Source organism: Microbacterium meiriae (assembly GCF_040702565.1).
In the GTDB taxonomy this organism is placed as follows: Bacteria; Actinomycetota; Actinomycetes; order Actinomycetales; family Microbacteriaceae; genus Microbacterium; species Microbacterium meiriae.
This window is the reverse complement of sequence record NZ_JBFBLJ010000002.1, coordinates 629,442-653,349: the sequence shown is the minus strand read 5'-3', so window position 1 is coordinate 653,349 and position 23,908 is coordinate 629,442. Positions and strand designations below refer to the sequence as shown.

The following is a 23,908-nucleotide window of genomic DNA, read 5'->3' as shown; positions in this document are numbered from 1 at the left end:
CTGGGAGGGAACCCGCATGAAGGTACTCGTGATCGGCGCGACCGGCAGCATCGGCGGGGTGGTCGCCGCCACCCTCGACGTGCGGGGACACGAGGTCGTGCGGGCGTCCCGCTCCGGCGAGCAGAACGTGGACGTGACCGACCCCGCCTCCATCCGCAGCCTCTTCGAGCGGGTCGGCCCGGTCGACGCCGTCGTGGTCGCCGTGGGCTCCGTGCCCTTCAAGCCGCTCACCGATCTCGACCGCGACGACTATCTCGCCGCCTTCACCGGGAAGACCCTCGCGCAGCTCGACGTCGTGCGGGTCGCCCTCGACCACGTGACCGACGGCGGCTCCCTCACCCTCACCAGCGGCGTGCTCGCGCGGGAGCCGATCGCGACGGGAGCGGCGGCGGCGATGGCCAACGGCGCCCTGGAGTCGTTCGTGATCACGGCGGCGGCCGAGGCCCCGCGGGGGATCCGCATCAATGCGGTCTCCCCCGACGTGCTGGCGAACTCCCCCGGGTACTTCTCGGCCTTCCCCGGCCACCGCCCTGTCACCGACGACGAGGTCGGCCAAGCGTACGTGCGCGCGGTCGAGGGCATCGTCTCGGGGCGGGTGCTCCCCGTCTGATGGCGCTCTCCCTCACTCCCGTCCCCACCCTGACCACCGAGCGGCTGGACCTCGTGCCGCTCGGACCGGAGCATCTCGACGGCACCTGGGCGGCCCTGCAGGAGCCCGAGGTGCTGCGGCTGACCGGCACCCACGCGCGCTTCACCCGCGAGGGCGTCGAGACCTGGCTCCGGTCGCTCGCCGACCGGGACGACCGGGCGGATTGGGCGATCCTCCGTCGCGACGACGGCGCGCACATCGGCGAGGTGGTCCTCAGCGACCTGGACGAGGACAACGGCTCGGCCGGTTTCCGCATCGCCCTCGCCGGCCCGCGGTGGTTCGGCGCCGGATACGGGACGGAGGCCACGCGCGCGGTGCTCCGTCACGCCTTCGACGCGGTGGGGCTGCATCGTGTGGAGCTCGAGGTGTACGCGTTCAACCCGCGGGCACAGCGCGCCTACGAGAAGGCCGGGTTCGTCGTCGAAGGCCGGCGCCGGGAGGCGCTGCGCTGGGACGGCGAATGGGTCGACGCGATCGTCATGGGCATGCTCGCGGACGGGTGACTGCCGCCGAACGGCGGTGAGCGCAAGGGGGAGGCGGAGCACAGGTCCGTGTCGGAGGATGAGGGTATGACCGACGCGCCGCTGTCCTCCCGTCCCTGGCTCCGCTCCTATGCCGAGGGCGTGCCGGCCGACATCGAGGAGCCGACGCAGACGCTGCCGGAGATGCTGGCCGCCGGCATCCGGCAGTACGCGCGGCGGCCCGCCCTCGAGTTCTTCGGCGCCGTCACGAGCTACCGGGACCTCGGTGAGCAGATCGACCGCGCTGCGGAAGGACTCCGCCACCTCGGGGTCACGAAGGGCGACCGGGTGGCGCTGGTGCTGCCGAACTGCCCGCAGCATGTCGTCGCCTTCTACGCGGTCCTGCGTCTCGGCGCGATCGTCGTCGAGCACAACCCGCTCTACACGGCGCGAGAGCTGCGCCACCAGTTCGAGGACCACGGGGCCCGGGTCGCGATCGTGTGGGACAAGGTCGCCGACACCGTGGCGGGATTCCCGGACGATCTCCGGGTCGACCACATCGTGAGCGTCGACCTCACGGCGGCGATGCCCCTGTCGAAGCGCCTCCTGCTGCGACTCCCGGTCCCGAAGGCCCGGGCGTCCCGGGCGAAGCTGACCGGCACGCCGCGCGCGCGGCACCTGACGCCGTGGAAGAAGCTCGTGTCCCACCGGCGGCTTCCCCGACGGACGCCCGCGCCGTCGCTCGGCGACACCGCCGTCCTGCAGTACACGAGCGGCACGACAGGGATTCCCAAGGGGGCCATCCTCACCCATGCGAACCTGCGGGCCAACGCGATGCAGGGGCGGGCCTGGGTGCCCGGGCTCCGCGACGGCGAGGAGACCTTCTACGCCGTGCTTCCGCTCTTCCACGCGTACGGCCTCACCCTGTGTCTCACGTTCGCCCTGAGCATCGGGGCCAAGGTCGTGCTGTTCCCGACGTTCGACCTGGGCCTCGTGACCGACGCCGCCCGCACGAGCCCGCCGACCTTCCTCCCCGCCGTCCCGCCGATCTACGATCAGCTGGCGCGGGCGGCGGGACGCGGCACCGTCGACCTCTCGAGCGTCCGGTTCGCGATCTCCGGGGCCATGAGCCTCCCCGTCGAGACCGTGCGGCGCTGGGAGGAGGCGACCGGAGGGCTGCTCGTCGAAGGCTATGGGATGACCGAGGCCTCCCCCGTCGCGCTCGGCAACCCGATGGGTCCGACCCGGCGGCCCGGCACGGTGGGAGTGCCGTTCCCGAGCACCGAGATCCGCGTCGTCGATCCCGACGACCCCGACGTCGACGTGCCCACGGGCGAGCCCGGCGAGCTGCTGCTGCGCGGACCGCAGGTTTTCCAGGGCTACTGGGGTCGGCCGGGGGAGACGGCCGAGGCCCTGTTGCCGGACGGCTGGCTCCGTACCGGCGACATCGCGGAGGTCTCACCGGACGGATTCGTCACCATCGTCGACCGCCGGAAGGAGCTCATCATCACCGGCGGCTTCAACGTCGCGCCCAGCGAGGTGGAGAACGCGCTCGAAGCCCACCCGGACGTCGTGGCGGCGGCCGTCGTCGGGCTGCCCCGGTCGAGCGGCGGCGAAGAGGTCGCGGCGGCCGTGGTGCTCCGTGAGGGCGCCGCCGAGGACATGGAGGGGCTCCGCGACTTCTGCCGTACGCGGCTGACCGCCTACAAGGTGCCGCGGCGCATCACCGCCGTCGACGACCTCCCGCGGTCGCTCATCGGCAAGGTGCCGCGGCGCGAGGTGCGCGATCGGCTGCTCGCGGCGCGCGGGGCCTGACGAGCGGAGTCAGCGTCCCTCGGCGGCCTCGGTGTGGTGCCGGATGACCTCGGCGACGACGAAGTTGAACCACTTCTCCGCGAACTCCGGGTCGAGGTGGGCGTCTTCGGCGAGCGCCCGGAGCCGGGCGACCTGCTGCTCCTCGCGGTTCGGGTCGGACGGCGGCATCGCGTGCTCGGCCTTCAGGTGTCCCACCTGCTGTGTGGCGCGGAACCGCTCCGCGAGCAGGAAGATCAGGGCCGCGTCGATGTTGTCGATGCTCGCACGCAGCCGGAGCAGTTCGGCCTTCGGATCCTCAGCGGCAGTCATGCCCCTACTCTAGAGCCGCAGATCACCCTGCCCCCGACGAGGGGCACCGCTATCGTGTGCTCATGAGCAACGACCAGTCGCCGGCCTCCGCTCCGCAGGATGACCAGGGCAGCCGCGCCCCGGAATCCGCCCCCTCCTCCGTCGATGCCGCGCTCGTCGGCGCCGCGGTGGAGGCGCCGGGAAACACGCCGATGGCGCCCAGCCCGCCCCGGCCCGTGGTGATCGAGCCGACCACGCCGAGCCGCTCGTTCTGGACGCGGATCGATCGGCCGTTCGTCTTCGGGTTCCTCGTGACGCTCGGCGGCCTCGGGGCGCTCGTGATCGGCAGCGCGCTCTACAACCTCTCCACCGTGCTCATCTACATCGCGCTCGCGCTGTTCGCCGCGCTCGGCCTCGACCCGGCCGTCCGCTTCCTGGAACGCCGCGGGCTGTCCCGCGCGCTCTCCGTCGTGGTGACGATCCTCGCCCTCATCGTCGTCGTCGGCCTCGTCCTCTGGATGATCGTTCCCATCGTCGTCGAGCAGATCGCGGGCTTCGTGAAGTCGGTCCCCGGCATGATCCGGGACTTCACGAAGTCCGACATCTACGCCACCCTCAACGACCAGTTCGGCGACCAGTTCCAGGACCTCGTATCGGAGGTGGAGAAGTTCCTGTCGGACTTCGGCAACCTCGCGACGATCGGCGGAGGCGCGCTGCAGGTCGGTGCGTCCATCGCGAGCGGCATCTCGGGCGCGATCGTCGTGCTCGTACTGACCCTGTACTTCGTCGCGACGCTCCCGGCCATGCGCCAGGGGCTGCTGCGCCTCGTCCCGGCCCGCGACCGCGGCCGCGCGGACGACATCTCCCAGCAGATCACCGACTCCGTGGGTGGTTACGTGATGGGGATGGTGGTCCTCGCCTTCTGCAACGCGACCCTCGCCCTCATCCTCTACACGGTCCTCGGTCTGCCGTTCCCGCCGCTCATGGCCGCCATCGCCTTCTGCGTCACGCTCATCCCGCTGGTCGGCTCGGTGCTGTTCTGGATGATCGGCACCATCCTCGCGCTGTTCACGAACCCGATCGCCGCCCTGATCTTCGCCGCGATCTACCTCGTCTACATGCAGATCGAGGCGTATGTGCTCACGCCGCGGGTCATGAACAAGGCCGTCGCGGTGCCGGGCTCGCTCGTCGTCATCGGCGCTCTCGCCGGCGGCACGCTCCTCGGCCTGCTCGGCGCCCTGGTGGCCGTGCCCGTCACCGCCTCGATCCTCATCATCGTCAAGCAGGTGGTCGTGCCGAAGCAGGACTCTCGCACCTGACCCCGCCCCGTGCACAACTCCGGAGATTCGGGACGACACACCGTCAGCCGGGAGTACTCCGCGGCGTGTCGGGCGACATCTCCGGAGTTGTGCACGCGGGCGGGCGAGAACGACGAAGCGCCCGGACCCTGAGGGCCGGGCGCTTCGCGGGAAGACGACTCAGATGAGGTCGTTGTCCGTGAGCCACTGCTTCGCGATGTCCTCCGCCGACTTCTGGTCGACCGTGCTCTGCACGTTGAGGGCGACGAGCTCCTCGGCGGTCAGCTTGGCGCTGATGCCGTTGATGACGTCGGCGATCTCGTCGGCCACGTCGCTGGACGCGATCGGCACGACGTTGGAGGCCAGGATGATGTTCTCCGGGTCCTCCAGCGCCACGATGTCCTCGGTCTGGAATGCGGGGTCGGCGGAGTAGATGTCCGCCACCTGGATCTCTCCGGCGAGCAGCGACTCCAGCGTCGTGGGACCGGTGGCCGAGAACGCCAGGTCGACGCCGTAGACCTCCTTGGCCGCAGCCGGACCGTACGGGCGCTGCTCGAACTCGGGCGCCGCACCGATCGTGACCGGGGTGGTCACGTCCGCGAGGTCGGCGATCGAGGTGAGGTCGTTCTCCTCGGCGAAGCTCTTGAGCACCGTGTAGGTGTCCTGGTCGGACGCCTCGGCGTAGTCGAGCGCGGTGAGGCCGTCCGGGAGCGCGTCCTTCAGCGCGGCGTAGACGTCGTCCGGGCTCGTGGCGGTCGCATCCTTGTCCAGGTACTCGAGCAGGTTGCCCGTGTACTCCGGGAACAGGTCGATCGCCCCGGACTCGACGTCCGGCATATAGGCGTCGCGCTGGCCGATGCTGAACTGACGGTCGACGTCGAAGTCGGCGGCCTCGAGCGCCTGCGCGTAGATCTCGGCGATGATCTCGTTCGAGTAGTAGGCCTGCGAGCCGATGACGATGGTGTCGCTGCCCCCACCGTCGCCGGAGTCGTCGGTGGGCGCGTCCAGGGGGTTGCTGTTGGCGCAGCCGGAGAGGGCGAGGGCGGCGGCGAGCGCGACGCCGCCGGCAAGGGCGAGGCGGGACTTTCGTGCGGTGAACATGGACTTCCTCTTCTCTGGGGGACGATGCTGTGGGTCAGGCGGGTGCGGCCGCGGGGGCGGTCGCCCGAGCGCGGCGGCGTTGCGGACGGGTGCGCACACCGCGGGGCACCGCGGCGTGCTGGGCGAGCGCGAGCAGGAGGTCGACGAGGAGCGCGAGCACCGCGACGAGGATCGCGCCGCCGAGCACCTGGTCGAAACGGCGGAGCGGGATGCCCTGGATGATCGGCCAGCCGAGGCCGCCGAGGTTCACGTAGGCCGCGATCGTCACCGTGGCGATGACCTGCAGCAGCGCCGAACGGAGGCCGCCGACGAGCAGCGGCATGCCGAGCGGCACCTCGACCTTCCAGAACACCTGCCAGCCGGTCATCCCCATCGCCCGCGCCGCATCGATGGTTCGGCGATCGACTGCCTCCAGGCCCGTGTAGGCGCCGGCCAGCAGGGACGGGATCGCCAGGACGACGAAGGTGATGATCGCCGCCAGCGGCGTGCGCAGCACGCCCAGCAGAAGCACCAGGAGGACCATGAGTCCGAAGGACGGGATGGCGCGGGCCGCTCCGGAGACGGCGACCGCGGTCTCCCGCCCCTTCCCGGTGTGCCCGATGAGCCAGCCGAGCGGTACGGCGATCACCGCGGCGATCAGCACGGAGACCACCGTGTAGAAGACATGCTGGCCGAACAGGACGGGGAGGGAGTACGTCCCGACCCAGCGGTCGGGGGAGAACAGCCAGGCGAAGGCCTCGGTGAACACGTTCATGCGGCCGTCCTCAACGTGATCGTCCGACGCGCGGCGGCGGGGGTGGCCGCCGCCCGCGTCCACGGCATGAGGGCACGCCCGAGGAGCACGAGCAGGAGGTCGATGACCAGAGCGATGACGACGACGGCGACGATGCCGGTGAAGACCTCGGCGAGGATGCGGCGCTGGAGGCCGTTCGTGAACAGGTAGCCGAGGTTCGTGACGCCGACGAGGATGCCGACCGTCGCGAGCGAGATGGTGCTCACCGCCGCCACGCGGAGGCCCGCGAGGATGACCGGCCCGGCGAGCGGGAAGTCGACCGTCCAGAAGCGGCGGAACCCGCCGTAGCCCATCGCGACCGCGGACTGCCGGATCGCGGGGTCGACCGAGTCCAGGCCGTCGGACACCGCGCGCACGAGGATCGCGATCGCGTAGATGGTGAGACCGATGACGAGGTTGGCCGGGCTGCGCGCCGGGTAGCCCGCCACAGACGGCAGCAAGATCAGGAGGGCGAGGGACGGGATCGTGTACAGCAGTCCGGTCAGGACGATGACCGGACCCTTCACGAGTTGATATCGCCAGGCCACCCACCCCAGTGGGAGCGCCAGCACGAACCCGAGCACGATGGCGATCGCGCTCTGCTGCAGATGAACGCCAGTGAGCTCGAGGATCAGCCCGAGGTTGTCGCCGACCCAGTTCACGGGGCCGCCTTCATCGCATCTGCTCCGTCGACCACGCCCTCCGGCGCATCGACGATCGCTCCCTGCGTGCGGCCCTCGGAGTCGACGACCACGGTCCCGCGCGGGGTCTGCTTGAGGTGCAGCGCGCGACGGCCGCGGTCGGCTCCGATGAACGAGGAGACGAAGTCGTCGGCCGGGTTCTCGATGATCTCGCTCGGGCTGCCGACCTGCACGATCCGGGCGCCCTTGTCGAGGATGACGACCTGGTCGCCGAGGAGGAACGCCTCGTCGATGTCGTGCGTGACGAACACGACCGTCTTGTCGAGCTCGTGCTGCAGCCGCAGGGTCTCCTGCTGGAGGTCGGCGCGCACGATGGGGTCGACCGCTCCGAACGGCTCGTCCATGAGGAGGATGTTCGGATCGGCGGCGAGCCCGCGGGCCACCCCGACGCGCTGCTGCTGACCGCCTGACAACTGGCTCGGGTACCTCTCGGCGAGCGCCTGGTCGAGGCCGACGGTCGTGAGCAGCTCGCGAGCACGCTCATGCGCCTGTGTGCGCTTCACCCCGTTCAGCCGCAGCACGGTGGCCACGTTGTCGATGACGGTGAAGTGCGGCATGAGCCCGGAGTTCTGCATCACATAGCCGATGCGCCGGCGCAGGGCGACCGGGTCGCCCGAGAGCACGCTCTCCCCGTCGATCTCGACCTCCCCCGACGTCGGCTCGACCATGCGGTTGATCATCCGCAGCAGGGTGGTCTTCCCGCAGCCGGAGGATCCGACGAACACGGTGGTCTTGCGGGAGGGCAGCACGAGGCTGAAGTCGTCCACGGCGAGCGTCCCGTCGGGGAAGCGCTTCGTGACGTTGCGGAACTCGATCATGAGGGTGTCTCTCCGACGGTCGTTCGGACGTGCGGTCGTGCGTCGTGCGGGACTAGGCCGAGACCTCGACGCCAGGGGCGAAGGCGACGTAGCCGGAGAAGTCCTTGCCGACCCGGTCGAACGCCGACGGGTACGGATGCGGGTATGACCACGCGAGATCCTTGTGCAGCTCTCCGCCGACCTGGACGGAGTAGTACTGGCACTCGCCCTTCCACGGACACGTGTACGGAGTGGGGCTCTCGACGAGGGCGTCCGGCGCCACGGATGCCGGCGGGAAGTACCAGTTCCCCTCGATGCGGATGAGGTCGTCCTGGTCGGCCTCGGCGATGACGTTTCCTGCGAGTACAGCCTTCATGGTCCTGCCTCCTCGGATGTGGGTTCGAGCGTATAAGACGGGTGCGACATCCGGCACCGGGTTGCGCGCGGGGTCGTCAATCTGGGACATATTGCGCGTTCTGTTCGTCACGCGTCCGGAATCGGATTGCCCGGATCAGGCCGAGTCGCGGCCGTAGCCCTCCAGCAGCCGCAGCCAGATCTCGCTGATCGTGGGGTAGGAGGGCACCGCGTGCCAGAGTCGGGCGATCGGGACCTCCCCGACGATCGCGATGGTCGCGGCGTGGACGAGCTCGGCGACCTCCGGGCCGACGAAGGTCGCCCCGATCACGACGTCGCGGTCGGTGTCGACGACCAGGCGCGCCTGCCCGGCGAAGCCGTCCTCGTACAGGCTCGCGCCCGCCACCCAGCCGAGGTCGTAGTCGACGGCCCGGACGGCGGTGCCGGCCTCGCGGGCCGCCGCCTCGGTGAGTCCGACCGATCCGACCTCCGGGATCGAGAAGGTGACCTGGGGCACCGCGGCGTGATCGGCCGTGGCGGCGTGACGCCCCCAGGGGGCGTCGTCGACGGCGTCGCCCTTCGCGCGGGCGGCGATGACGTCGCCCGCCGCGCGCGCCTGGTACTTGCCCTGGTGGGTCAGCAGCACACGGCCGTTGACGTCGCCCACGGCGTAGAGCCAGTCGTGTCCGGGGACGCGGAGGGTGTCGTCGGTCTCGATCCAGCGGCCCGGTTCGAGTCCGACAACGTCGAGGCCGATGTCGGCGCTGCGCGGAGAGCGTCCGGTCGCCACGAGCACCTCGGCGGCGGTCACGGTCTCCCCGCCGTCGAGCGTGATCGTCACCCGGTCGCCGTCGCGGTGCACTGCGGTCGTGCCGGTGTCGGTGCGGACGTCGACGCCGAGCTCACGCAGGCCGTCGCCCACCCGCTCCCCGGCGAAGGGCTCCATCCCGCCCAGCAGCCCGCTGCGCGCGAGGAGCGTCACCGACGAGCCCAGCGCGGCGTACGCGGTGGCCATCTCGACCGCGACCACGCCGCCGCCGATCACGGCGAGGCTCTCGGGCAGCTCCTCGGCACTGGTCGCCTCGCGACTCGTCCACGGCGAAGCCTCTCGCAGACCCTCGATCGGCGGGATGACCGCGTCCGAGCCGGTGCTGATGGCGACCGCGTGACGGGCGCGCAGCACGCGGGTGCCGCCGTCCTGGTCGGTCACGGTCACCTCGCGCTCCCCGGTCAGCCGGCCGTGGCCTCGGGCGAGGTCGATGTGGGCGGACTCGAGCCACTTCACCTGTCCGTCGTCGGACCAGTTGCTCGTGAAGGAGTCGCGGCGCTCGAACACCGCCCGCACGTCGAGGGTGCCGGTGACGGCCTGCGCGGCGCCGGCGACGTGCTGCGCGGCACGGAGCGCCTGGGCCGAACGGAGCAGGGCCTTCGACGGCATGCAGGCCCAGTACGAGCACTCCCCGCCGACGAGCTCGCTCTCCACGATGATCGCACTGAGACCGCCCTGCACGGCACGGTCCGCCACGTTCTCCCCGACCGGACCACCGCCCAGCACGATGAGGTCGTATTCGTCGATCTTCTCGGCAGCAGTCATGCTCGCCCCTCTCGTGGCCGCATCGGTCCGTGGCCCAGTCTCGCTCATGAGGAACGTCGAGTCACGGGTGAGTTGTTCCCGTCGGCCGATATGCCCGTCTTCCCCGGGGGGTCCCCGTCCCGGATGCACGACGTTCCTTCCGACGACGTTCCGGGTGCACGACCCGAGTGCGGCTGCGCGACTCGGACGGGACCGATCCGCCGGCAGACGCGACCTGGTCGTGCATCCGGACCAGGAACCAGGGACTCGTCCCGGCGGGCTGCGGGACCGGACCCGGGTCGGCGAGCCGGGTCCGAGGTTCCGGATGCACGACGTGGGGACGGTCGCACAGGCCGGACGGGGCGATCCGCCGGCAGACGTGCCACGGTCGTGCATCTGGAACAGGACGGACGGAGTCGACGGAACGGACGGAGTCGACGGAACCGGACGGAGTCGACGGGACGGACGGAGTCGACGGTACCGGAAAGGACGGCCCGAGAGTCAGGCGACGACGGAGGGGACGCGGCGGGTGTCGGCGAAGGCCCGGGGATAGGCGCGACGGAGGGCCACGACGATGAGGGTGGCCGCGGTCACCTTGATGAGGTCGCCGGGAAGGAAGGCCAGGGTCGAGAGGGCCGTGAGGTCGAGCGGGACGCCGGTGACGAGGGCCTGCACGGGGATGCCGAAGGCGTAGACGACGAGGACGCCGCCGACGAACGCCGCGATCGCGGCGCGCCACCAGGTCGGGCGGCCGGTGCGCATCAGGAGTCCGATGACGACGACACCGGCGACCCACCCGAGCAGATATCCCGCCGTGGGGCCGACGAAGACCCCGAGTCCGCCACGCCCGCCCGCGAGCACCGGGAGACCGATCGCCGCGAGCACGAGGACGAGTGCGACCGACCACGGCGCGACACGCGGTCCGAGGACGAGACCCGCCAGCATGACGGCGAGCGTCTGTCCGGTGATGGGCACCCCGCCGGGCAGCGGGACGACGACCGTGCCGAGCACGATGATGAGCGCGGCGAAGACGGCGACGCGGCCGAGGGTCGCCGAGGTGTCGCGGGTCGTGGGGGTCATCGATCCATCCTTCCTGAACGGTGTTCACCTGAACACCGTTCATCAGCTAGAGGGCGGGCCACGCGGGGCGCAAATCACCCCGCGGCGGCCGGGTCGACACCCCTCGTCCGCGGAGCGAGGACGGCCGCTCCCGCCCCGACCACGGCGGCGAGGGCGAACACCCCGACGAAGGGATCCGCCCCTGCCGCAGCCCCGAGGGCGACGAAGAGCGAGCCCGTGACGGCGAGGGCGAGCGCACTGCCGAACGAGTCGGCCACGGTCATGGCGCCACTGTTGAACCCCTGTTCCGCGGGGGACGACATCGCCAGGACGAGAGCGCTCGTGCGCGGGCTCATCAACCCCATCCCGGCGCCGGCGACGATCCAGGCGAACGCGGCGAGCAGCGCGGGCGCCTGCATCACGGTGATCACCAGGACGAGCGCGATCCCGACGACCACGAGGATCGTCCCCACCCGCACGGCCGTCACGCTCGACAGGCGCTCGCCCATCCGCCCTTGGACGGTCGCCGCCGCCGACCAGGCGAGCGCACCCCCGGTCAGCGCGAGCCCGGCGAGGGTCGGCGACAGCAGGTATCGATCCGTGAGCAGGTACGGCAGGTAGATCTGCGCCCCGAAGAACGCCGCCGCCCCCAGACCGCGGACCAGGATCACCGACGGCAGCCCGCGACGGGCGACGAGGGTGCCCCGAGGAACGAGTGGGCGCACCGCCGCGACCGCGACCACCAGCGCCACCGCCGACAGGAATGGACCGGCGACCGGGACCTCTCCCACGAGGTCGAGGGCGAGCACCGCGACGGCGGCGAGCACCGACCATCCCAGCCGTCCGAGCGCCCAGGGCGTGTTCGCGTCCCCGCTGCGGGCGAGTCCCCGGAGAGCCGGGACGACCATCAGCAGTGCCAGCACGACGAGGACCACGACCCCGAGGAAGACCCAGTGCCAGCTCCACACCTCCGTGACCGCTCCTGCGATCGTCGGACCGATGAGGGAGGGGATGACCCACGCGGCGGCGAACCCCGCGAAGATCGCCGGGTGCAGCGACGTCGGATACACCCGGGCGACAACGACGTAGAGCGCCACCATGAGCCCGCCGTTGCCGAGCCCCTGGGCGAAGCGCCCGGCGACGAGCATCTCCATGCTCGACGCGAGCCCCGCGACGAGCAGCCCTACCGTGAACAGGACGACGGACGCATACAACGGCACCACGGGACCCCGCCGGTCCGACCAGTTTCCGGCCACGACCATGCCGATCACGCTCGTCGCGAGCGGCCCGGCGAAGGCGAGCGCGTACAGCCGCTCTCCGTCGAGGTCAGCGCTGACCGCGGGCATCACCGTGGTGACCGCCAGTGATTCGAAGGCGCCGAGGAACACGAGGGCGCACGCGCCGATCGTGATCCAGACGTACTCGCCACCGAGGATGCGGGGCGGGGTGGGCGTGGACGGCGCAGCGCGCCCGGTCTCGGTCGTCATGAGGACGACGCTAGAACCTCAAGAATGGTTGAGGTCAAGCCCGGGGTACGCGGAGCCCCGCACAGGCTCAGCGGAGCGGGAGGATGCTCGTCGGTGCGGGAGCCTGCGCCTCGTGCCGAACTCCGAGCGGGGCTCCCGTGCGGTCATCGAGGTCGAGCAGCGTCACGGTGTCGGAACGTTGCCCGGCGACGAGGAGCTTGCCCTGGTAGACGAGGTGATGCCGCGGCCAGTCGACACCGGAATCGGCGAGCGCGACCGGCTCCAGAGCCTCGCCGCTGCCACGCACCCGCAGCGCCGCGATGGTGTTGCTGCCGCGCAGAGCGGTGTAGAGGAACTGACCGTCCTTGGTGCGGGCGAGCTCGGCGGGGAAGTCCACGCCGACCTGTGCGATGGGGCTCGCCGGAGCCGAGGAGACGACGCTCCAGGTACCGTCGGCGGCCGCTACGAGCGTGAAGACCTCGCACGAGTACTCCGTCACGATGTGCAGGTGGCCACTCGGATGCACGACCATGTGCCGCGGGCCGGTGCCGCGCGGGAGCACGACCTCCTGATCGAGGGCGAGCCCACCACCCTGCAGGCGCCAGAACCGGACGAGATCGAACCCGAGATCGGTCGTCACCACGCGGCCGTCCGGGAGGAAGGCGGCGGCGTGCGCGTGGGATGCGCGGTCCGCGGCGCCGTACGGATCGACCGCGGCGATGCCATCGCCGGCGGGAGTGACGGGAGCCGCGTCCGGATCGCCGTCGCCGAACAGGGCGGCACGCAGGGCCGCGGCTGCATCCTCCTTCGCCGCGACAAGCTGGCCATCGGCGGCGAGCCCGAAGCGGACGACCCGCCCGTCGCCGTAACAGCTGGCGACGAGCGTCTGGCCGTTCGGCGACACCGCGAGATGGCAGACGCCGTCCCCCGTCGGCACCGGATCGCCCAGCGGGGACAGCGCCATCTCGCCCGTGCGCACGAACGCCTGCACCGCGGCAACGCCCTCCAGCGCCGCGTACACGACGTCGAGGGACGGATGCGCCGCCAACCACGACGGCGACGGCGTCTGCGTCACGGGTCCGCGGTAGGCGAGCGTCGTGGCCTCACGGCCCTCGTCACCGGCCAGCACGCCGATCCCCTCGGCGGAGCCTTCCATCGCCGGGCCGTAGCCCCCGAGCCAGAACCGTGTCATGCCGATCAGTCGAGCAGGTCGTGGCGCACGATCACCTGATCGCGCTCCGGGCCGACGCCGATCACCGAGATACGGGTGTTGCTCATCTCCTCCAGCGCGAGCACGTAGTCCTGCGCCGTCTGCGGAAGATCCTCGAAGGTGCGCGCGGTCGAGATGTCCTCGCTCCACCCGGGGAAGTACTCCAGGATCGGCTTCGCGTGGTGGAAGTCGGTCTGGTTCACCGGCACCTCGTCGAAGCGCTCCCCGTCGACGTCGTAGGCCACGCACACCGGGATCTTCTCGAGCCCGGTGAGGATGTCGAGCTTGGTCAGCACGAGGTCGGTGATGCCGTTGATGCGCGTGGCGTAGCGGGTGATGGGTGCGTCGTACCAGCCGACGCGGCGCGGGCGCCCGGTCGTGGTGCCGAACTCGAAGCCCTGCTTGCGCAGCCAGTCGCCCTGCTCGTCGAACAGCTCGGTCGGGAACGGGCCGGAGCCGACGCGGGTCGTGTAGGCCTTGACGATGCCGACGATGCGGTCGAGTGCGCCGGGGCCGACGCCGGACCCGGTCGAGGCGCCGCCGGCCGTGGCCGAGGACGACGTGACGAACGGGTAGGTGCCGTGGTCGATGTCGAGCATCGTGGCCTGGCCACCCTCGAACACGACGACCTCGCCGCGGCTCAGTGCCTGGTCGATGAGGTAGCCGGTGTCGGCGACCATCGGACGCAGACGCTCGGCGTAGGAGAGCAGGTCGTCGACGATCTCGTCGCAAGTGACGGCGCGGCGGTTGAAGACCTTCACCAGGAGGTGGTTCTTCTGGTCGAGGGCGCCCTCGACCTTCTGGCGCAGGATGTTCTCGTCGAAGAGGTCCTGAACGCGGATGCCGACGCGGTTGATCTTGTCGGCGTAGGCCGGGCCGATGCCGCGGCCCGTAGTGCCGATGTTGCGCTTGCCGAGGAAGCGCTCCGTGACCTTGTCGAGCGTGCGGTGGTACTGGGTGATGATGTGCGCATTGGCGCTGACCTTGAGCCGCGAGACGTCGATGCCGCGGGCGGACAGGGCCTCCAGCTCGGAGAAGAGCACCTCGAGGTCGATGACCACGCCGTTGCCGATGACCGGGTTCACGCCGGGCGACAGGATGCCGGAGGGCAGGAGGTGCAGGGCGTACTTCTCGTCGCCCACGACGACGGTGTGCCCGGCGTTGTTGCCGCCGTTGAACTTCACCACCCAGTCGGTGCGCTCACCGAGCAGATCGGTGGCCTTGCCCTTTCCTTCGTCGCCCCACTGCACGCCGACGATCACGATTCCTGGCATGGGTAACCCCCTGGATGATGCCTCTCGCCGGGATTCCACCGGCGGATGAGCTGGCCCGATCGGGCTCTCCCATCCTATCGGCAGGCCTCCGACAGCCCTCGGAAGCGCGATACGGGACGGAATACACACCGGCCCGGGGCCCTGGAGGCACGGTTTCGATCCCGCACCGGGCGGCGGCGCACATTCGTCGACGAAGGCTCACCGAGGACCGGCCCCCGTTCACGAGGAAGGGACTCGTAGCGATTCCGGCACGACCTTCGCCTGTGCGATCCCACGGGGACCGCCTGGTGTGGTGTGGACCGAGCCCACGAGATCGGGTGGCGGCCATGTGGTGCTGAGCCCCCGGCGTATCGCGTCTGCCCTTGCCGGTGTGGTGGACCATCGGTGCATGAGCCCCTCCGGGAACTCCTGGATCTCGCCACCTCGGAGACGAGGCCGGACCAGCGTGGAGTACTCCGCGTCGTACCAGGTGGCCCACTGAGGGTCCACCGGCAGCCCTCCCCACGCTCCGTCGAAACCGCGCGGACGCGCCGTCGCGAACCGAGTGTCGTTGAGCTCGGCGAAGGCGAAGAAGCTGCCGACGCGACGTGCCACATCCAGGAGGAACCCCGCGACTGCGCCTAACGCGTCCGACTCCACCAAGTGGTCGAGCTCGAAATCGATCGAGATCGTCTGATAGTCGCCACCGATCGGGGTCCACAGTCACCGGACCTTGACGAAGTAGTCCGATGACAGGAGCGCGATGGGCATCTCGCTCGCGCGAGCCGTCGATTTGCGGTGATTGTCAGGATCCGCCTGAACAGGAACGAACTCGGAGGGGACCCAGGCCCCCGGCTCCGTCCATGAAGCGCTGACGCTCGTCGCGGGCATGTTCGAGCGATAGAGCATGCCGCCGCTCAGCTCGCGATGCGCACCCGCGGTCAGATGCGGGCGGACGAGGTCGGCGTACTCCGTGGAGAACCAGCTCAGCCACGGAGGGCTCTGCGGCAGCCCCGGCCACTCACCCCATTGCGGCAGCGCCATCGTCGGTGAGAAGCGGGACTGCGTGACCTCGGCGTACGAGAAGAAGCTGCTCGAACGCTGTGCGAAATCGACGAAGAAGCTCTCGAAGGCGCTGACGAATCGAGGCTTGGAGAGCGCCGCCGCGTCGAAGAGTAGGTGTGCGGACTGGTGTTCAGCGACGAACTGATCGGACCACGAATCCATGAATCCCGAGATGAGGGGCTTTCGCCCCCGGAGGACCAGTCTGCTTTGGTGACTATCTTCGCGGTAGATGCGGTCGGCCCCTTCCACCCCGTCCTCGGCGAGCTTTCCTCGTAGTGGCTCGCTGACCCCGAACACGGTGGGCAGTGCGGCCGGAAGATGCTCCTTCGCTGACTCGAGATACATCTGAGCAAGCGAAGGGCTTTCCTCGTCGAAGCACCGGAACCACTCGACGTGCAGGAACTTCTCGCGGCTGGGTCCGGTCCTCCGTGACACGTATCGAGGGTCGGACGTCTCCTCCACGACGACCTGTGGATCGTGCACGACCCCTCCCACCGCCCCGGCAAGCTCATCCGCGAAACGCAGCGCGTGTCCGATATGCGGCTGCGCAGAACCTTCGACGACGACTCTGTACCGGAAGCGCACGTTGTCGGGGAGGCCGGTGGGAACACTGTCCATGTCTTCGCCGCCGACGTCGTGCGGCCCGTCGACGATGAAGCAGTACTCCCCTGAATCATGAGTGAAGGCCTGAACGAGCGCCTCGCCAGCGATCTCGCTCGCTGTGACTGAACCCGTCCCGGTCTGTACCTCGGACGGTGCGAGCCGGAGCCTTCCATACACTTCGATGTCGTACGACATGACTACCTCCGGGGGGTCCGTGGCCTTCGTGACGCCATCTCGACCATCATTGCCGAAGCTTGTCCGCCGGGGAAGCGCGATACGGGACGGAATACGCTCCTCCCCGAGTCGCCGGAGGCACGGTTTCGATCCCACACCCGGGGCGGAGGCACGGTTTCGATCCCGCTACAGTGGCGACGGAGGTGGCGATGACGCGGTGGTGGCCTTACATCCGACTCGCGGCGGCGGCGCTCGTGGTGGCGGCGATCGTCGCGCAGCTCGTGCGCACCCTGGAGATCGCCCTCACCGCAGACACCGCGTGGGGCGCGCATCTGCCCACCGTGTTCGCGAACTTCTTCAGCTTCTTCACGATCCTCTCCAACGTGCTTGCAGCGGTGGTGCTGGCCGTCGGCGGGGTCTGGGGGCTGACGCACCGCGACGCGAGAGTCGAACCGACGTGGCTGGCGACGCTGCTCGTGTGCGCGAGCACCTACATGATCGTCACGGGCGTCGTCTACAACACGCTGCTCCGCGGGATCGCGCTGCCGCAGGGGGCCACGGTCGCCTGGTCCAACGAGGTGCTGCACGTCGTCATCCCGCTCGTCCTGCTCGCCGACGTGCTGTTCGCGCCGCGTCGTCGTGCCCTCGGCTGGGGCACCGTGGGGATCGCCGCGATCTTCCCGATCGTGTGGGTCGTCTACACCCTGCTCCGCGCGAACCTCGTGACCGCACCCGCGACCGGGAACCCGTGGTGGGTACCCGTACCCCTTCCTCGATCCCTCGTTGAACGGCGGCTACGGCGGTGTCGCACTCTGGGTGCTCCTCATCGCCGCGATCATCCTCGCCACCGCGGCGCTCGTCGTGGGGATCGGGCGGCCTCGGGCCAGACCGTGACCCACCCCTTTCCGTGCGCCCCACCCCCTTGCGAACGTGCGAAAAGGGGTGGGACGGCCGGAACGGGGTGGGTCGGCGATCAGACGAGGAGCGCGTCGGCCTCGAGGTAGCGCTCGAGCGAGTCGTCGAGCTCGTCCAGCCACGGCGTGTGGTGCGCGGCGGCGAGCGTCCCGGTCATCACCGAGGGGTACACGCGGTCGCGGTAGCCCATGATGTCGGCCTTCTTGTCGTGCTTCCAGGCGAGGAAGATCTCCACGACGCGATCGAGGTCGAATGCCGGGTAGTCGGTGCACTCCAGCAGGTCGCGGATGTAGTCGGCCTGGAAGCGGATCTCCGTCGCCGCCGAGTCGATCTCCGCGAACCGCTTCCGCCACGCGGCGATGGACGCGGCACGCTCGGCCTGGTCGGGGAGGGCGATCCGGCCGAGGATGACGTCGCGCACGAACCAGGCCTGCGCGTCGAACATGTTGAACGTGAACCACTGGTCCTGCGCGCCGAGGTAGGCCAGGCGCGGGTTGCCCTGCCAGAGCACGCCCCGGTACAGCCCGTCGGGGTAGACGTTGTTCGGCGAGGACAGGGCGAGCTCCGCGGGCAGGAACGGGTACTTGTGCAGGTAGCCGGTGCAGAGGATGACCGCGTCGACCTCCTTCGAGGTGCCGTCGGCGAAGTGCACGGTGCGTCCCTCGAAGCGCTCGACGCACGGACGCTCCTCGAAGCCCTCCGGCCAGTCGTAGCCCATCGGCGCGGTCCGGTAGCTCGCGGTGACCGAACGGGCGCCCATCTTGAAGGCCTGGCTGCCGATGTCCTCCGCCGAGTAGCTCGACCCGATCACGAGCACGTCCCGCCCGGCGAGGGCTTCCGCGCCCCGGAAGTCGTGCGCGTGGGCGACGGATCCGGGGAAGGTCTCGATGCCGTCGAAATGCGGCACGTTCGGGAAGGAGAAGTGTCCGCTGGCCACGACGACACGGTCGAACTCCTCCGTGGTCGTGCGCCCGGTCGGCAGGTGCTCGCTGGTGAGACGGAACACCTCACGCTCCTCGTCGAACTCCACCCAGCGCACCGCCGTCTCGAAGCGGATGAGGTCGCGCACCTGGGTCTTCGCGAGACGCCCCGCGATGTAGTCCCACAGCACCGGACGCGGCGGGTACGACGAGATCGGCCGTCCGAAGTGCTCGTCGAAGGTGTAGTCGGCGAACTCCAGGGCCTCCTTCGGCCCGTTCGACCACAGGTTGCGGTACATGCTGGAGTGCACGGGCTCGCCGTACTCGTCCAGCCCGGTGCGCCAGGTGTAGTTCCATTGGCCGCCCCAGTCGGCCTGCTTCTCGAAGCAGACCAGTTCGGGGATCTCCGCCCCCGCACGGGCTGCGGACTCGAAGGCCCGCAGCTGCGCCATCCCCGAGGGGCCGGCGCCGATGATCGCTACTCGTTCACTGTTCGTCACGTATCGTCCTCAAACTCTTCCGTCATGTATCGGGCGCAGCCGTATCCGGGAGAGGAGGACAGTTCTTCCCCGGTGGGAGCGGAACGCTCGACCCGCCCGGACAGTGGCTGCTCTTCGACGTTAGCAGTGCCTCGCGGCGACGCTGGCGGGAATGCGACGACGACTGTCGCTTCCCCGCATCGCCGATGTCGGCGGCCGGTGCCAGGATCGGACGGTGCGACAGGACATCAGAGCGTCAGAGCGGCTCGACCCACAGGGCTCGCCGGCGCGATCGCGCGGCGCCCTCGTGCTGCTCGCAGCCGGCGTGACCGTCGTACTCTGGGCCTCGGCCTTCATCGGGATCCGTGGCGCGGGGCCGCACTACGACCCCGGGGCCTTGGCGCTGCTGCGCATGGCGGTGGGCACCCTCGTGCTGACGATCATCGCGCTGCGGCACGGCATCAGGCTCCCGGAGCGCCGCCACTGGCTGCTGATCGCCGTGTGGGGCGTCGGATGGTTCTGCATCTACAACCTGGCCCTCAACAGCGCCGAACGCACCCTCGACGCCGGGACCGCCGCGATGGTCGTGAACCTGGCGCCGCTCATGGTCGTCGTCTTCAGCGGTCTCTTCCTCCGGGAGGGATTCCCCCGACCCCTCGTGATCGGCGCTCCCATCGCCTTCCTCGGGGTGGTCCTCATCGGCATGAACTCCACCAGCAGCACCGGCCCCGACCTCACGGGCCTTTTGCTGGCCCTTCTCGCCGCGGTCATGTACGCGGGGTGCACCCTGCTGCAGAAACACCTGCTCACCTCGGGGGTCGACGCCACCACGCTGACCTGGCTCGGGGCGGCCGCCGGGACGATCGCCCTGCTTCCCTGGCTCGGCGCCCTGATCGCCGACGTGCAGACGGCGCCCCTCGACGCAACGCTATGGGTGGTCTACCTCGGTATCTTCCCCACCGCGATCGCCTTCACCAGCTGGGCGTACGTGCTGCAGCGCAGCACCGCGGGGAAGACCTCCGCGACGACGTACGTGGTCCCGGCCCTCGCGATCCTGCTGTCCTGGCTGATCCTCGGGGAGGTGCCCACCCCGCTCATGTTCGTGGGCGGCGCGCTGTGCCTGCTCGGCGTGCTCATCACGCGTCTGCGATGGCACCCGCGGACAGGGGAAGCGGTTCGACCTGGTCGAACTCGCTCCTCCGGGGAATAGCTCCGACCGCCCTGGAGAGCGCAGCGGCCACCGCCGTCCCCGCGAGGATGGCGAGAGGCACCCCGACCGCAAGGTAGTAACCGGCGTACTCCAGAAGCGCTCCGGCCAGCAGAGGCGCGGCACCGCCGGCGAGCGCTCCGAGCAAGGACGAAAGCGACAGCACGCGACCGCGGATCTGGTCGGGGATGATCAACGCGAGGTACGACCCCTGCACGGCGTTGAGAGGTATCAACGGCATCGAGGCGACGAAGCCGATGACCGCCACAGCGGGAACGCTCTGAGTAACGAGAAGAGCGGTGAACGCCAGAGTGATCATGCAGATCGATAGGCGCACGATCGCGCGCCCGCTGTATCGGCGGAGTATCCATCCCGCGACGGCTCCACCTGCGAGCACGCCTGCGCCCTGCATGGTCTGGATGGTTCCGATCTGCCACGCGGGGGTGCCTGTCTGTTGCTGGCTGAGCACGATGGTCATTCCACAGGCACCCAGGCAGAAGTTGACCAGCACGATCAGACCGATGAGGGTTCGCGGTTGACGCCACACCGCCAGCCAACGACGACCTGCGGCGAGCGATCGCACCCCCGCTTCGTCACCGAGGCCCTCGGGGCTGAGGTCCTTGCGTATCGCGAGGGCGGATCCGACTTCTCCGAGCCGAGCGACCGCCGAGACGATCAGCGGCAACGAAGGGTGCACACCGAAGAGCAGCCCCGATACCGGTGCCGCCGCAAGCCGGATGGCTGCGTCGCGAGACTGGTTGGCTGCGGATGCCTCGGCCAGGAATCGCTTCCCGACGATGCGCGGGAGCGCGACGTCCGTGACCGTGAAGAAGAGCCCCACGACGAGCCCCTCTCCTGCCGCGATCACGATGAGCGCAGCTGCCGTCAGCGTGCCCGTGACGTACATCGCCGACAGCCCTGCGTAGATTGCGAACGCGGACGCGCCCGACCAGATCATCAGCCTTCGGGCGTCGAACCTGTCGGCGAGAACGCCACCAGGAAGGGTCGACACCGCCCGCGCGACGGCCGAGACAGTGCCGATCAGCCCTGCGAGAAAGGCGTCGGATGTGACGTAGTAGCCGAGAAGAGTGAAGGCGAAGGCCCCGATGCTCAGGCCGACTTGGGTGAGCGTGTCACCGGCGAACCACGCCCGATAGTCGCGGACGCGCCAGAGACCCAGCCGAGGCGGATTCACAGCGGGTCGGCATCGAAGATGTAGTCGAACTGGGAGTCGCCCGATCCGCACGTCGGGCAGCCCGGGTGTCGATCCCAGTTCATGATGATGCGGAGCGCTCCTGAGATGTAGTTCACCTCGACCTGTCGGCCGAGACCCAAAGGGGCCGCGTATCCGGTGATCAGGCGCATCGCCTCGTCCACGCCGAAGGATGTGAGCCTCTGAATGTGCGGCGCAATCGCCGCGGTCGCCGCGTCTCTCGCCGGCGACATCAGTGCATGGAACTGCCGCAGGAAGCCATCCGTGTTGAGTTCGTCGAAGATGTGCAAGCAATCGAGGCAGCCGGACTCTCGCGGAACCACCGAGAAGAAGCGGCCGCTGGTGTGCTGAGTGAGCATGATGACGACGGGGATTCCGAGTCGCACCGCCGCGGCGTTCGCACGGCGTTGGGCAATGAACCGAGGCTCATCGATGGCGCAGATGATGACGTCGGCTCCCCGCGCGACCCGAACGATGTCGTCCACCGAGGCGACCTTCAGATCGAACACCTCGACATCGACGTCCGGAGCGAACGCTCGACAATACTCTGCGCTTACGTCGGTCTTCTTCCGCCCGATATCACTCGTCCGGAACAGAGTCTGCCGGTTGAGGTTGCTCTCATCTACGACGTCGTAGTCCAGGATGGTGAGCTTACGGAGGCCGCACGCCAGAAGCTGCGGGAGGCTTGCGCTTCCGCCCCCTCCGAGCCCGAGCAGAACGACATGAGACTCGCGGAGAACGTGCTGGGCACGATTCGCCGCTGCCTGCGTATTCTCGGCGGCGGCCGCAAAGAACGTCTGATTGGCCTCCAGCCGAACGGGCAGGCTGTCGTAAGAGCACGCGTCCTCGATGAGGCCGCTTGCGTCGAGATACTGGATCCCCTCGCGCACGTCGTCTTCAGACAGGTCGCCGAGGGCTTGGCACGCCTCTCGAAGGACGTCGCGGTACTCACGCCTGCCGTCGAGCAGCGGTAACAGGACGCGCAATTGGCCCTGCGGGTCGGTGAGCTCCTTCGTGATCCCCTGCTGCGCGCCGATGCGGACGACATCGTCAGCGAGCCAATAGATGGGTAGCGCTCTTTTGATCTGCGGTCGCATGAAGTTCCTTCCGGCCCCGTATCGCTCGACCGAGGAGGCCGAGCGATACGGGGTGGCGTGCGCGTTCTCAGAGAACACCCCAGCTGATGTCACGTTCCTTGGTTGCCCGAACTGTGAACGACATAGCTCCTCCTCTCGCATAGTCGGGTCGGTATCGAACGAGCCAAGTATCAGCGGGTAAAACGTTGCATGTCAATGGAGGCGTTGGAGCAGACTCATCCGGCCGCTTAGCGGCGACCTCCGCGCAGGTTGCGATTACGCTGGTCGGCGGAGGGGCGCGCCGTGCGGGCCCGCGTGTGACCGAGGGAGACGAAGACCGATGACCGACGCCGACGCGCCGACCCCGCCGACGATCTCCGCATCCCCGCCGCCCCCCGCGTCCGCCGCGCCAACCGCCGCCCCGGCACCCGCCGCTGCTTCCGCCGCTCCGACCGACGCCGAGATGGCGCGCGCCGGTTCCGTGCTGCAGACGATCTCCGACGCGTACTCCGCGAAGATGGTGGGCCAGGAGCGCCTGCGCACCAGCCTGCTCGTGGCGCTCATCGCCGGCGGTCACATCCTCCTCGAGAGCGTGCCCGGCCTCGCCAAGACCACTGCCGCCAGCACGCTCGCCGACACCGTGAAGGCGAAGTTCAAGCGCATCCAGTGCACGCCCGACCTCCTGCCGAGCGACATCACGGGCAACCAGATCTACGACGCCGCGACGGGCAGCTTCCGGACGGTGCTCGGCCCCGTGCACGCGAACTTCGTGCTGCTCGACGAGATCAACCGCTCCAGCGCCAAGACCCAGAGCGCCATGCTCGAGGCGATGCAGGAGCACCAGACCACCATCGGCGGCGAGATCCACCCGCTGCCGAAGCCGTTCCTCGTGATCGCGACGCAGAACCCCATCGAGCAGGAGGGCACGTACGAGCTGCCCGAGGCGCAGATGGACCGGTTCCTCCTCAAGGAGATCGTGGAGTACCCGAGCCCGGCGGAGGAGTTCGAGATCCTCAGCCGCATCGACTCGGGCGTGCTCGACCCCGACCGGCACGTGCACAGCGCCGTCACGCTGGACGACGTGCACCTGCTGCAGGACGTCGCGAGCCGCATCTACGTCGACCCCGCGATCCGCAACTACATCGTGTCGATCGCGTACGTGACCCGGAATCCCGCGCCGTACATCGGGGAGGAGCGTGCGCGCTTCATCAAGTACGGCGCGAGCCCGCGGGCGAGCATCGCGTTCCTCCAGGCCTCCCGCGCCCTCGCCCTCCTCAGCGGCCGGACCCACGTCCTTCCCGAGGACATCCGCGCCCTGCGCCACCTCGTGCTGCGCCACCGCGTACTGCTGACGTTCGAGGCCGACGCCGAGGGCATCCGCAGCGAGGAGATCATCGACCAGATCTTCGCCGCCGTGCCCACGCCCTGACCCCTCGACACGTTCAGGGACCCCGCGCCA

At 69.5% G+C, this 23,908-nt stretch carries 22 protein-coding genes; 7 read left to right on the top strand and 15 right to left on the bottom strand.

All coding sequences use genetic code 11. The features are described 5' to 3' along the window. Positions 1 to 16 precede the first annotated feature (16 nt). The 3 genes from AB0310_RS10570 to AB0310_RS10560 all read left to right on the top strand — a co-directional run bounded on the left by AB0310_RS10570 (position 17) and on the right by AB0310_RS10560 (position 2,925). Complete coding sequence (locus tag AB0310_RS10570) at positions 17 to 610, top strand: short chain dehydrogenase (RefSeq protein ID WP_366237198.1); 594 nt, start codon at positions 17 to 19, stop codon at positions 608 to 610. Continuing rightward, positions 610 to 1,152: a GNAT family N-acetyltransferase gene (locus tag AB0310_RS10565; protein ID WP_366237197.1), complete on the top strand. Its 543-nt coding sequence runs from the start codon at positions 610 to 612 to the stop codon at positions 1,150 to 1,152. Before AB0310_RS10570 ends, AB0310_RS10565 begins: the two co-directional genes overlap by 1 nt. A 66-nt stretch (positions 1,153 to 1,218) precedes the next feature. Next, entirely contained in the window at positions 1,219 to 2,925 is a 1,707-nt protein-coding gene (locus tag AB0310_RS10560) for a long-chain-fatty-acid--CoA ligase (RefSeq protein WP_366237196.1), read from the top strand. Positions 2,926 to 2,934: 9 nt separating this feature from the next. Here AB0310_RS10560 and AB0310_RS10555 read toward each other — a convergent pair whose 3' ends face one another. Beyond that, on the bottom strand, positions 2,935 to 3,234 hold the full coding sequence (locus AB0310_RS10555) for a chorismate mutase (protein ID WP_025104206.1): 300 nt from the start codon (positions 3,232 to 3,234) through the stop codon (positions 2,935 to 2,937). Between the two features lie 62 nt (positions 3,235 to 3,296). On the opposite strand from AB0310_RS10555, the gene AB0310_RS10550 reads away from it, so the two are divergent. Further along, entirely contained in the window at positions 3,297 to 4,532 is a 1,236-nt protein-coding gene (locus AB0310_RS10550; protein WP_366237195.1) for an AI-2E family transporter, read from the top strand. Between the two features lie 159 nt (positions 4,533 to 4,691). Here the strand turns inward: AB0310_RS10550 and AB0310_RS10545 are convergent, their stop codons facing one another. From AB0310_RS10545 to AB0310_RS10495, 11 genes are all read right to left on the bottom strand, one after another. After that, on the bottom strand, positions 4,692 to 5,612 hold the full coding sequence (locus AB0310_RS10545) for an ABC transporter substrate-binding protein (RefSeq protein ID WP_268777556.1): 921 nt from the start codon (positions 5,610 to 5,612) through the stop codon (positions 4,692 to 4,694). A 34-nt stretch (positions 5,613 to 5,646) separates the two neighbouring features. Continuing rightward, complete coding sequence (locus tag AB0310_RS10540) at positions 5,647 to 6,366, bottom strand: ABC transporter permease (protein WP_259954092.1); 720 nt, start codon at positions 6,364 to 6,366, stop codon at positions 5,647 to 5,649. Further along, complete coding sequence (locus AB0310_RS10535) at positions 6,363 to 7,046, bottom strand: ABC transporter permease (RefSeq protein ID WP_259954094.1); 684 nt, start codon at positions 7,044 to 7,046, stop codon at positions 6,363 to 6,365. The genes AB0310_RS10540 and AB0310_RS10535 overlap by 4 nt, the downstream gene beginning before the upstream one ends. Then, entirely contained in the window at positions 7,043 to 7,903 is an 861-nt protein-coding gene (locus AB0310_RS10530) for an ABC transporter ATP-binding protein (protein ID WP_259954095.1), read from the bottom strand. The genes AB0310_RS10535 and AB0310_RS10530 overlap by 4 nt, the downstream gene beginning before the upstream one ends. 52 nt (positions 7,904 to 7,955) lie before the next feature. After that, on the bottom strand, positions 7,956 to 8,258 hold the full coding sequence (locus tag AB0310_RS10525; protein ID WP_187662864.1) for a DUF427 domain-containing protein: 303 nt from the start codon (positions 8,256 to 8,258) through the stop codon (positions 7,956 to 7,958). A gap of 135 nt (positions 8,259 to 8,393) precedes the next feature. Next, positions 8,394 to 9,830, bottom strand: a complete 1,437-nt coding sequence (locus AB0310_RS10520) for a dihydrolipoyl dehydrogenase family protein (protein ID WP_366237194.1) — start codon at positions 9,828 to 9,830, stop codon at positions 8,394 to 8,396. Positions 9,831 to 10,310: 480 nt separating this feature from the next. Continuing rightward, on the bottom strand, positions 10,311 to 10,889 hold the full coding sequence (locus AB0310_RS10515; protein ID WP_268777557.1) for a biotin transporter BioY: 579 nt from the start codon (positions 10,887 to 10,889) through the stop codon (positions 10,311 to 10,313). Between the two features lie 74 nt (positions 10,890 to 10,963). Then, positions 10,964 to 12,355: an MFS transporter gene (locus AB0310_RS10510; protein WP_366237193.1), complete on the bottom strand. Its 1,392-nt coding sequence runs from the start codon at positions 12,353 to 12,355 to the stop codon at positions 10,964 to 10,966. A 67-nt stretch (positions 12,356 to 12,422) separates the two neighbouring features. Continuing rightward, on the bottom strand, positions 12,423 to 13,526 hold the full coding sequence (locus AB0310_RS10505) for a lactonase family protein (protein ID WP_366237192.1): 1,104 nt from the start codon (positions 13,524 to 13,526) through the stop codon (positions 12,423 to 12,425). A gap of 5 nt (positions 13,527 to 13,531) precedes the next feature. Next, positions 13,532 to 14,818: an adenylosuccinate synthase gene (locus tag AB0310_RS10500; RefSeq protein ID WP_060922320.1), complete on the bottom strand. Its 1,287-nt coding sequence runs from the start codon at positions 14,816 to 14,818 to the stop codon at positions 13,532 to 13,534. A gap of 702 nt (positions 14,819 to 15,520) precedes the next feature. Next, the gene (locus AB0310_RS10495; protein ID WP_280565878.1) at positions 15,521 to 16,480 is read right to left on the bottom strand and encodes a hypothetical protein; all 960 of its coding nucleotides are present in this window, start codon (positions 16,478 to 16,480) and stop codon (positions 15,521 to 15,523) included. Positions 16,481 to 16,848: 368 nt separating this feature from the next. Here AB0310_RS10495 and AB0310_RS10490 point away from each other — a divergent pair, with 368 nt between their 5' ends. Then, entirely contained in the window at positions 16,849 to 17,643 is a 795-nt protein-coding gene (locus AB0310_RS10490; RefSeq protein WP_366237191.1) for a Pr6Pr family membrane protein, read from the top strand. On the opposite strand, the gene AB0310_RS10485 is transcribed toward AB0310_RS10490, so the two are convergent. Next, a complete protein-coding gene (locus AB0310_RS10485; RefSeq protein ID WP_268777563.1) occupies positions 17,613 to 18,974 on the bottom strand; it encodes a trimethylamine monooxygenase in 1,362 nt (453 codons plus the stop codon). The genes AB0310_RS10490 and AB0310_RS10485 overlap by 31 nt on opposite strands. A gap of 214 nt (positions 18,975 to 19,188) precedes the next feature. Here AB0310_RS10485 and AB0310_RS10480 point away from each other — a divergent pair, with 214 nt between their 5' ends. Next, complete coding sequence (locus tag AB0310_RS10480; RefSeq protein WP_366237190.1) at positions 19,189 to 20,163, top strand: DMT family transporter; 975 nt, start codon at positions 19,189 to 19,191, stop codon at positions 20,161 to 20,163. On the opposite strand, the gene AB0310_RS10475 is transcribed toward AB0310_RS10480, so the two are convergent. Both AB0310_RS10475 and AB0310_RS10470 read right to left on the bottom strand, forming a co-directional pair. Further along, positions 20,090 to 21,355, bottom strand: coding sequence for an MFS transporter (locus AB0310_RS10475; protein WP_366237189.1), 1,266 nt, complete (start codon positions 21,353 to 21,355; stop codon positions 20,090 to 20,092). The genes AB0310_RS10480 and AB0310_RS10475 overlap by 74 nt on opposite strands. Further along, positions 21,352 to 22,470 (bottom strand): HesA/MoeB/ThiF family protein, encoded by a 1,119-nt coding sequence (locus tag AB0310_RS10470; RefSeq protein WP_366237188.1) that lies wholly within the window; start codon positions 22,468 to 22,470, stop codon positions 21,352 to 21,354. The genes AB0310_RS10475 and AB0310_RS10470 overlap by 4 nt, the downstream gene beginning before the upstream one ends. Positions 22,471 to 22,789: 319 nt before the next feature. On the opposite strand from AB0310_RS10470, the gene AB0310_RS10465 reads away from it, so the two are divergent. Next, positions 22,790 to 23,878, top strand: a complete 1,089-nt coding sequence (locus tag AB0310_RS10465; protein ID WP_366237187.1) for an AAA family ATPase — start codon at positions 22,790 to 22,792, stop codon at positions 23,876 to 23,878. Positions 23,879 to 23,908: the final 30 nt, after the last annotated feature.

Coding starts and splice junctions, on each gene's coding strand:
- AB0310_RS10570 (WP_366237198.1), top strand. CDS start 17: ATGAAGGTACTCGTGATCGGCGCGACCGGCAGCATCGGCGGGGTGGTC.
- AB0310_RS10565 (WP_366237197.1), top strand. CDS start 610: ATGGCGCTCTCCCTCACTCCCGTCCCCACCCTGACCACCGAGCGGCTG.
- AB0310_RS10560 (WP_366237196.1), top strand. CDS start 1,219: ATGACCGACGCGCCGCTGTCCTCCCGTCCCTGGCTCCGCTCCTATGCC.
- AB0310_RS10555 (WP_025104206.1), bottom strand. CDS start 3,234: ATGACTGCCGCTGAGGATCCGAAGGCCGAACTGCTCCGGCTGCGTGCG.
- AB0310_RS10550 (WP_366237195.1), top strand. CDS start 3,297: ATGAGCAACGACCAGTCGCCGGCCTCCGCTCCGCAGGATGACCAGGGC.
- AB0310_RS10545 (WP_268777556.1), bottom strand. CDS start 5,612: ATGTTCACCGCACGAAAGTCCCGCCTCGCCCTTGCCGGCGGCGTCGCG.
- AB0310_RS10540 (WP_259954092.1), bottom strand. CDS start 6,366: ATGAACGTGTTCACCGAGGCCTTCGCCTGGCTGTTCTCCCCCGACCGC.
- AB0310_RS10530 (WP_259954095.1), bottom strand. CDS start 7,903: ATGATCGAGTTCCGCAACGTCACGAAGCGCTTCCCCGACGGGACGCTC.
- AB0310_RS10525 (WP_187662864.1), bottom strand. CDS start 8,258: ATGAAGGCTGTACTCGCAGGAAACGTCATCGCCGAGGCCGACCAGGAC.
- AB0310_RS10520 (WP_366237194.1), bottom strand. CDS start 9,830: ATGACTGCTGCCGAGAAGATCGACGAATACGACCTCATCGTGCTGGGC.
- AB0310_RS10515 (WP_268777557.1), bottom strand. CDS start 10,889: ATGACCCCCACGACCCGCGACACCTCGGCGACCCTCGGCCGCGTCGCC.
- AB0310_RS10510 (WP_366237193.1), bottom strand. CDS start 12,355: ATGACGACCGAGACCGGGCGCGCTGCGCCGTCCACGCCCACCCCGCCC.
- AB0310_RS10505 (WP_366237192.1), bottom strand. CDS start 13,526: ATGACACGGTTCTGGCTCGGGGGCTACGGCCCGGCGATGGAAGGCTCC.
- AB0310_RS10500 (WP_060922320.1), bottom strand. CDS start 14,818: ATGCCAGGAATCGTGATCGTCGGCGTGCAGTGGGGCGACGAAGGAAAG.
- AB0310_RS10495 (WP_280565878.1), bottom strand. CDS start 16,480: ATGGACAGTGTTCCCACCGGCCTCCCCGACAACGTGCGCTTCCGGTAC.
- AB0310_RS10490 (WP_366237191.1), top strand. CDS start 16,849: ATGACGCGGTGGTGGCCTTACATCCGACTCGCGGCGGCGGCGCTCGTG.
- AB0310_RS10470 (WP_366237188.1), bottom strand. CDS start 22,470: ATGCGACCGCAGATCAAAAGAGCGCTACCCATCTATTGGCTCGCTGAC.
- AB0310_RS10465 (WP_366237187.1), top strand. CDS start 22,790: ATGACCGACGCCGACGCGCCGACCCCGCCGACGATCTCCGCATCCCCG.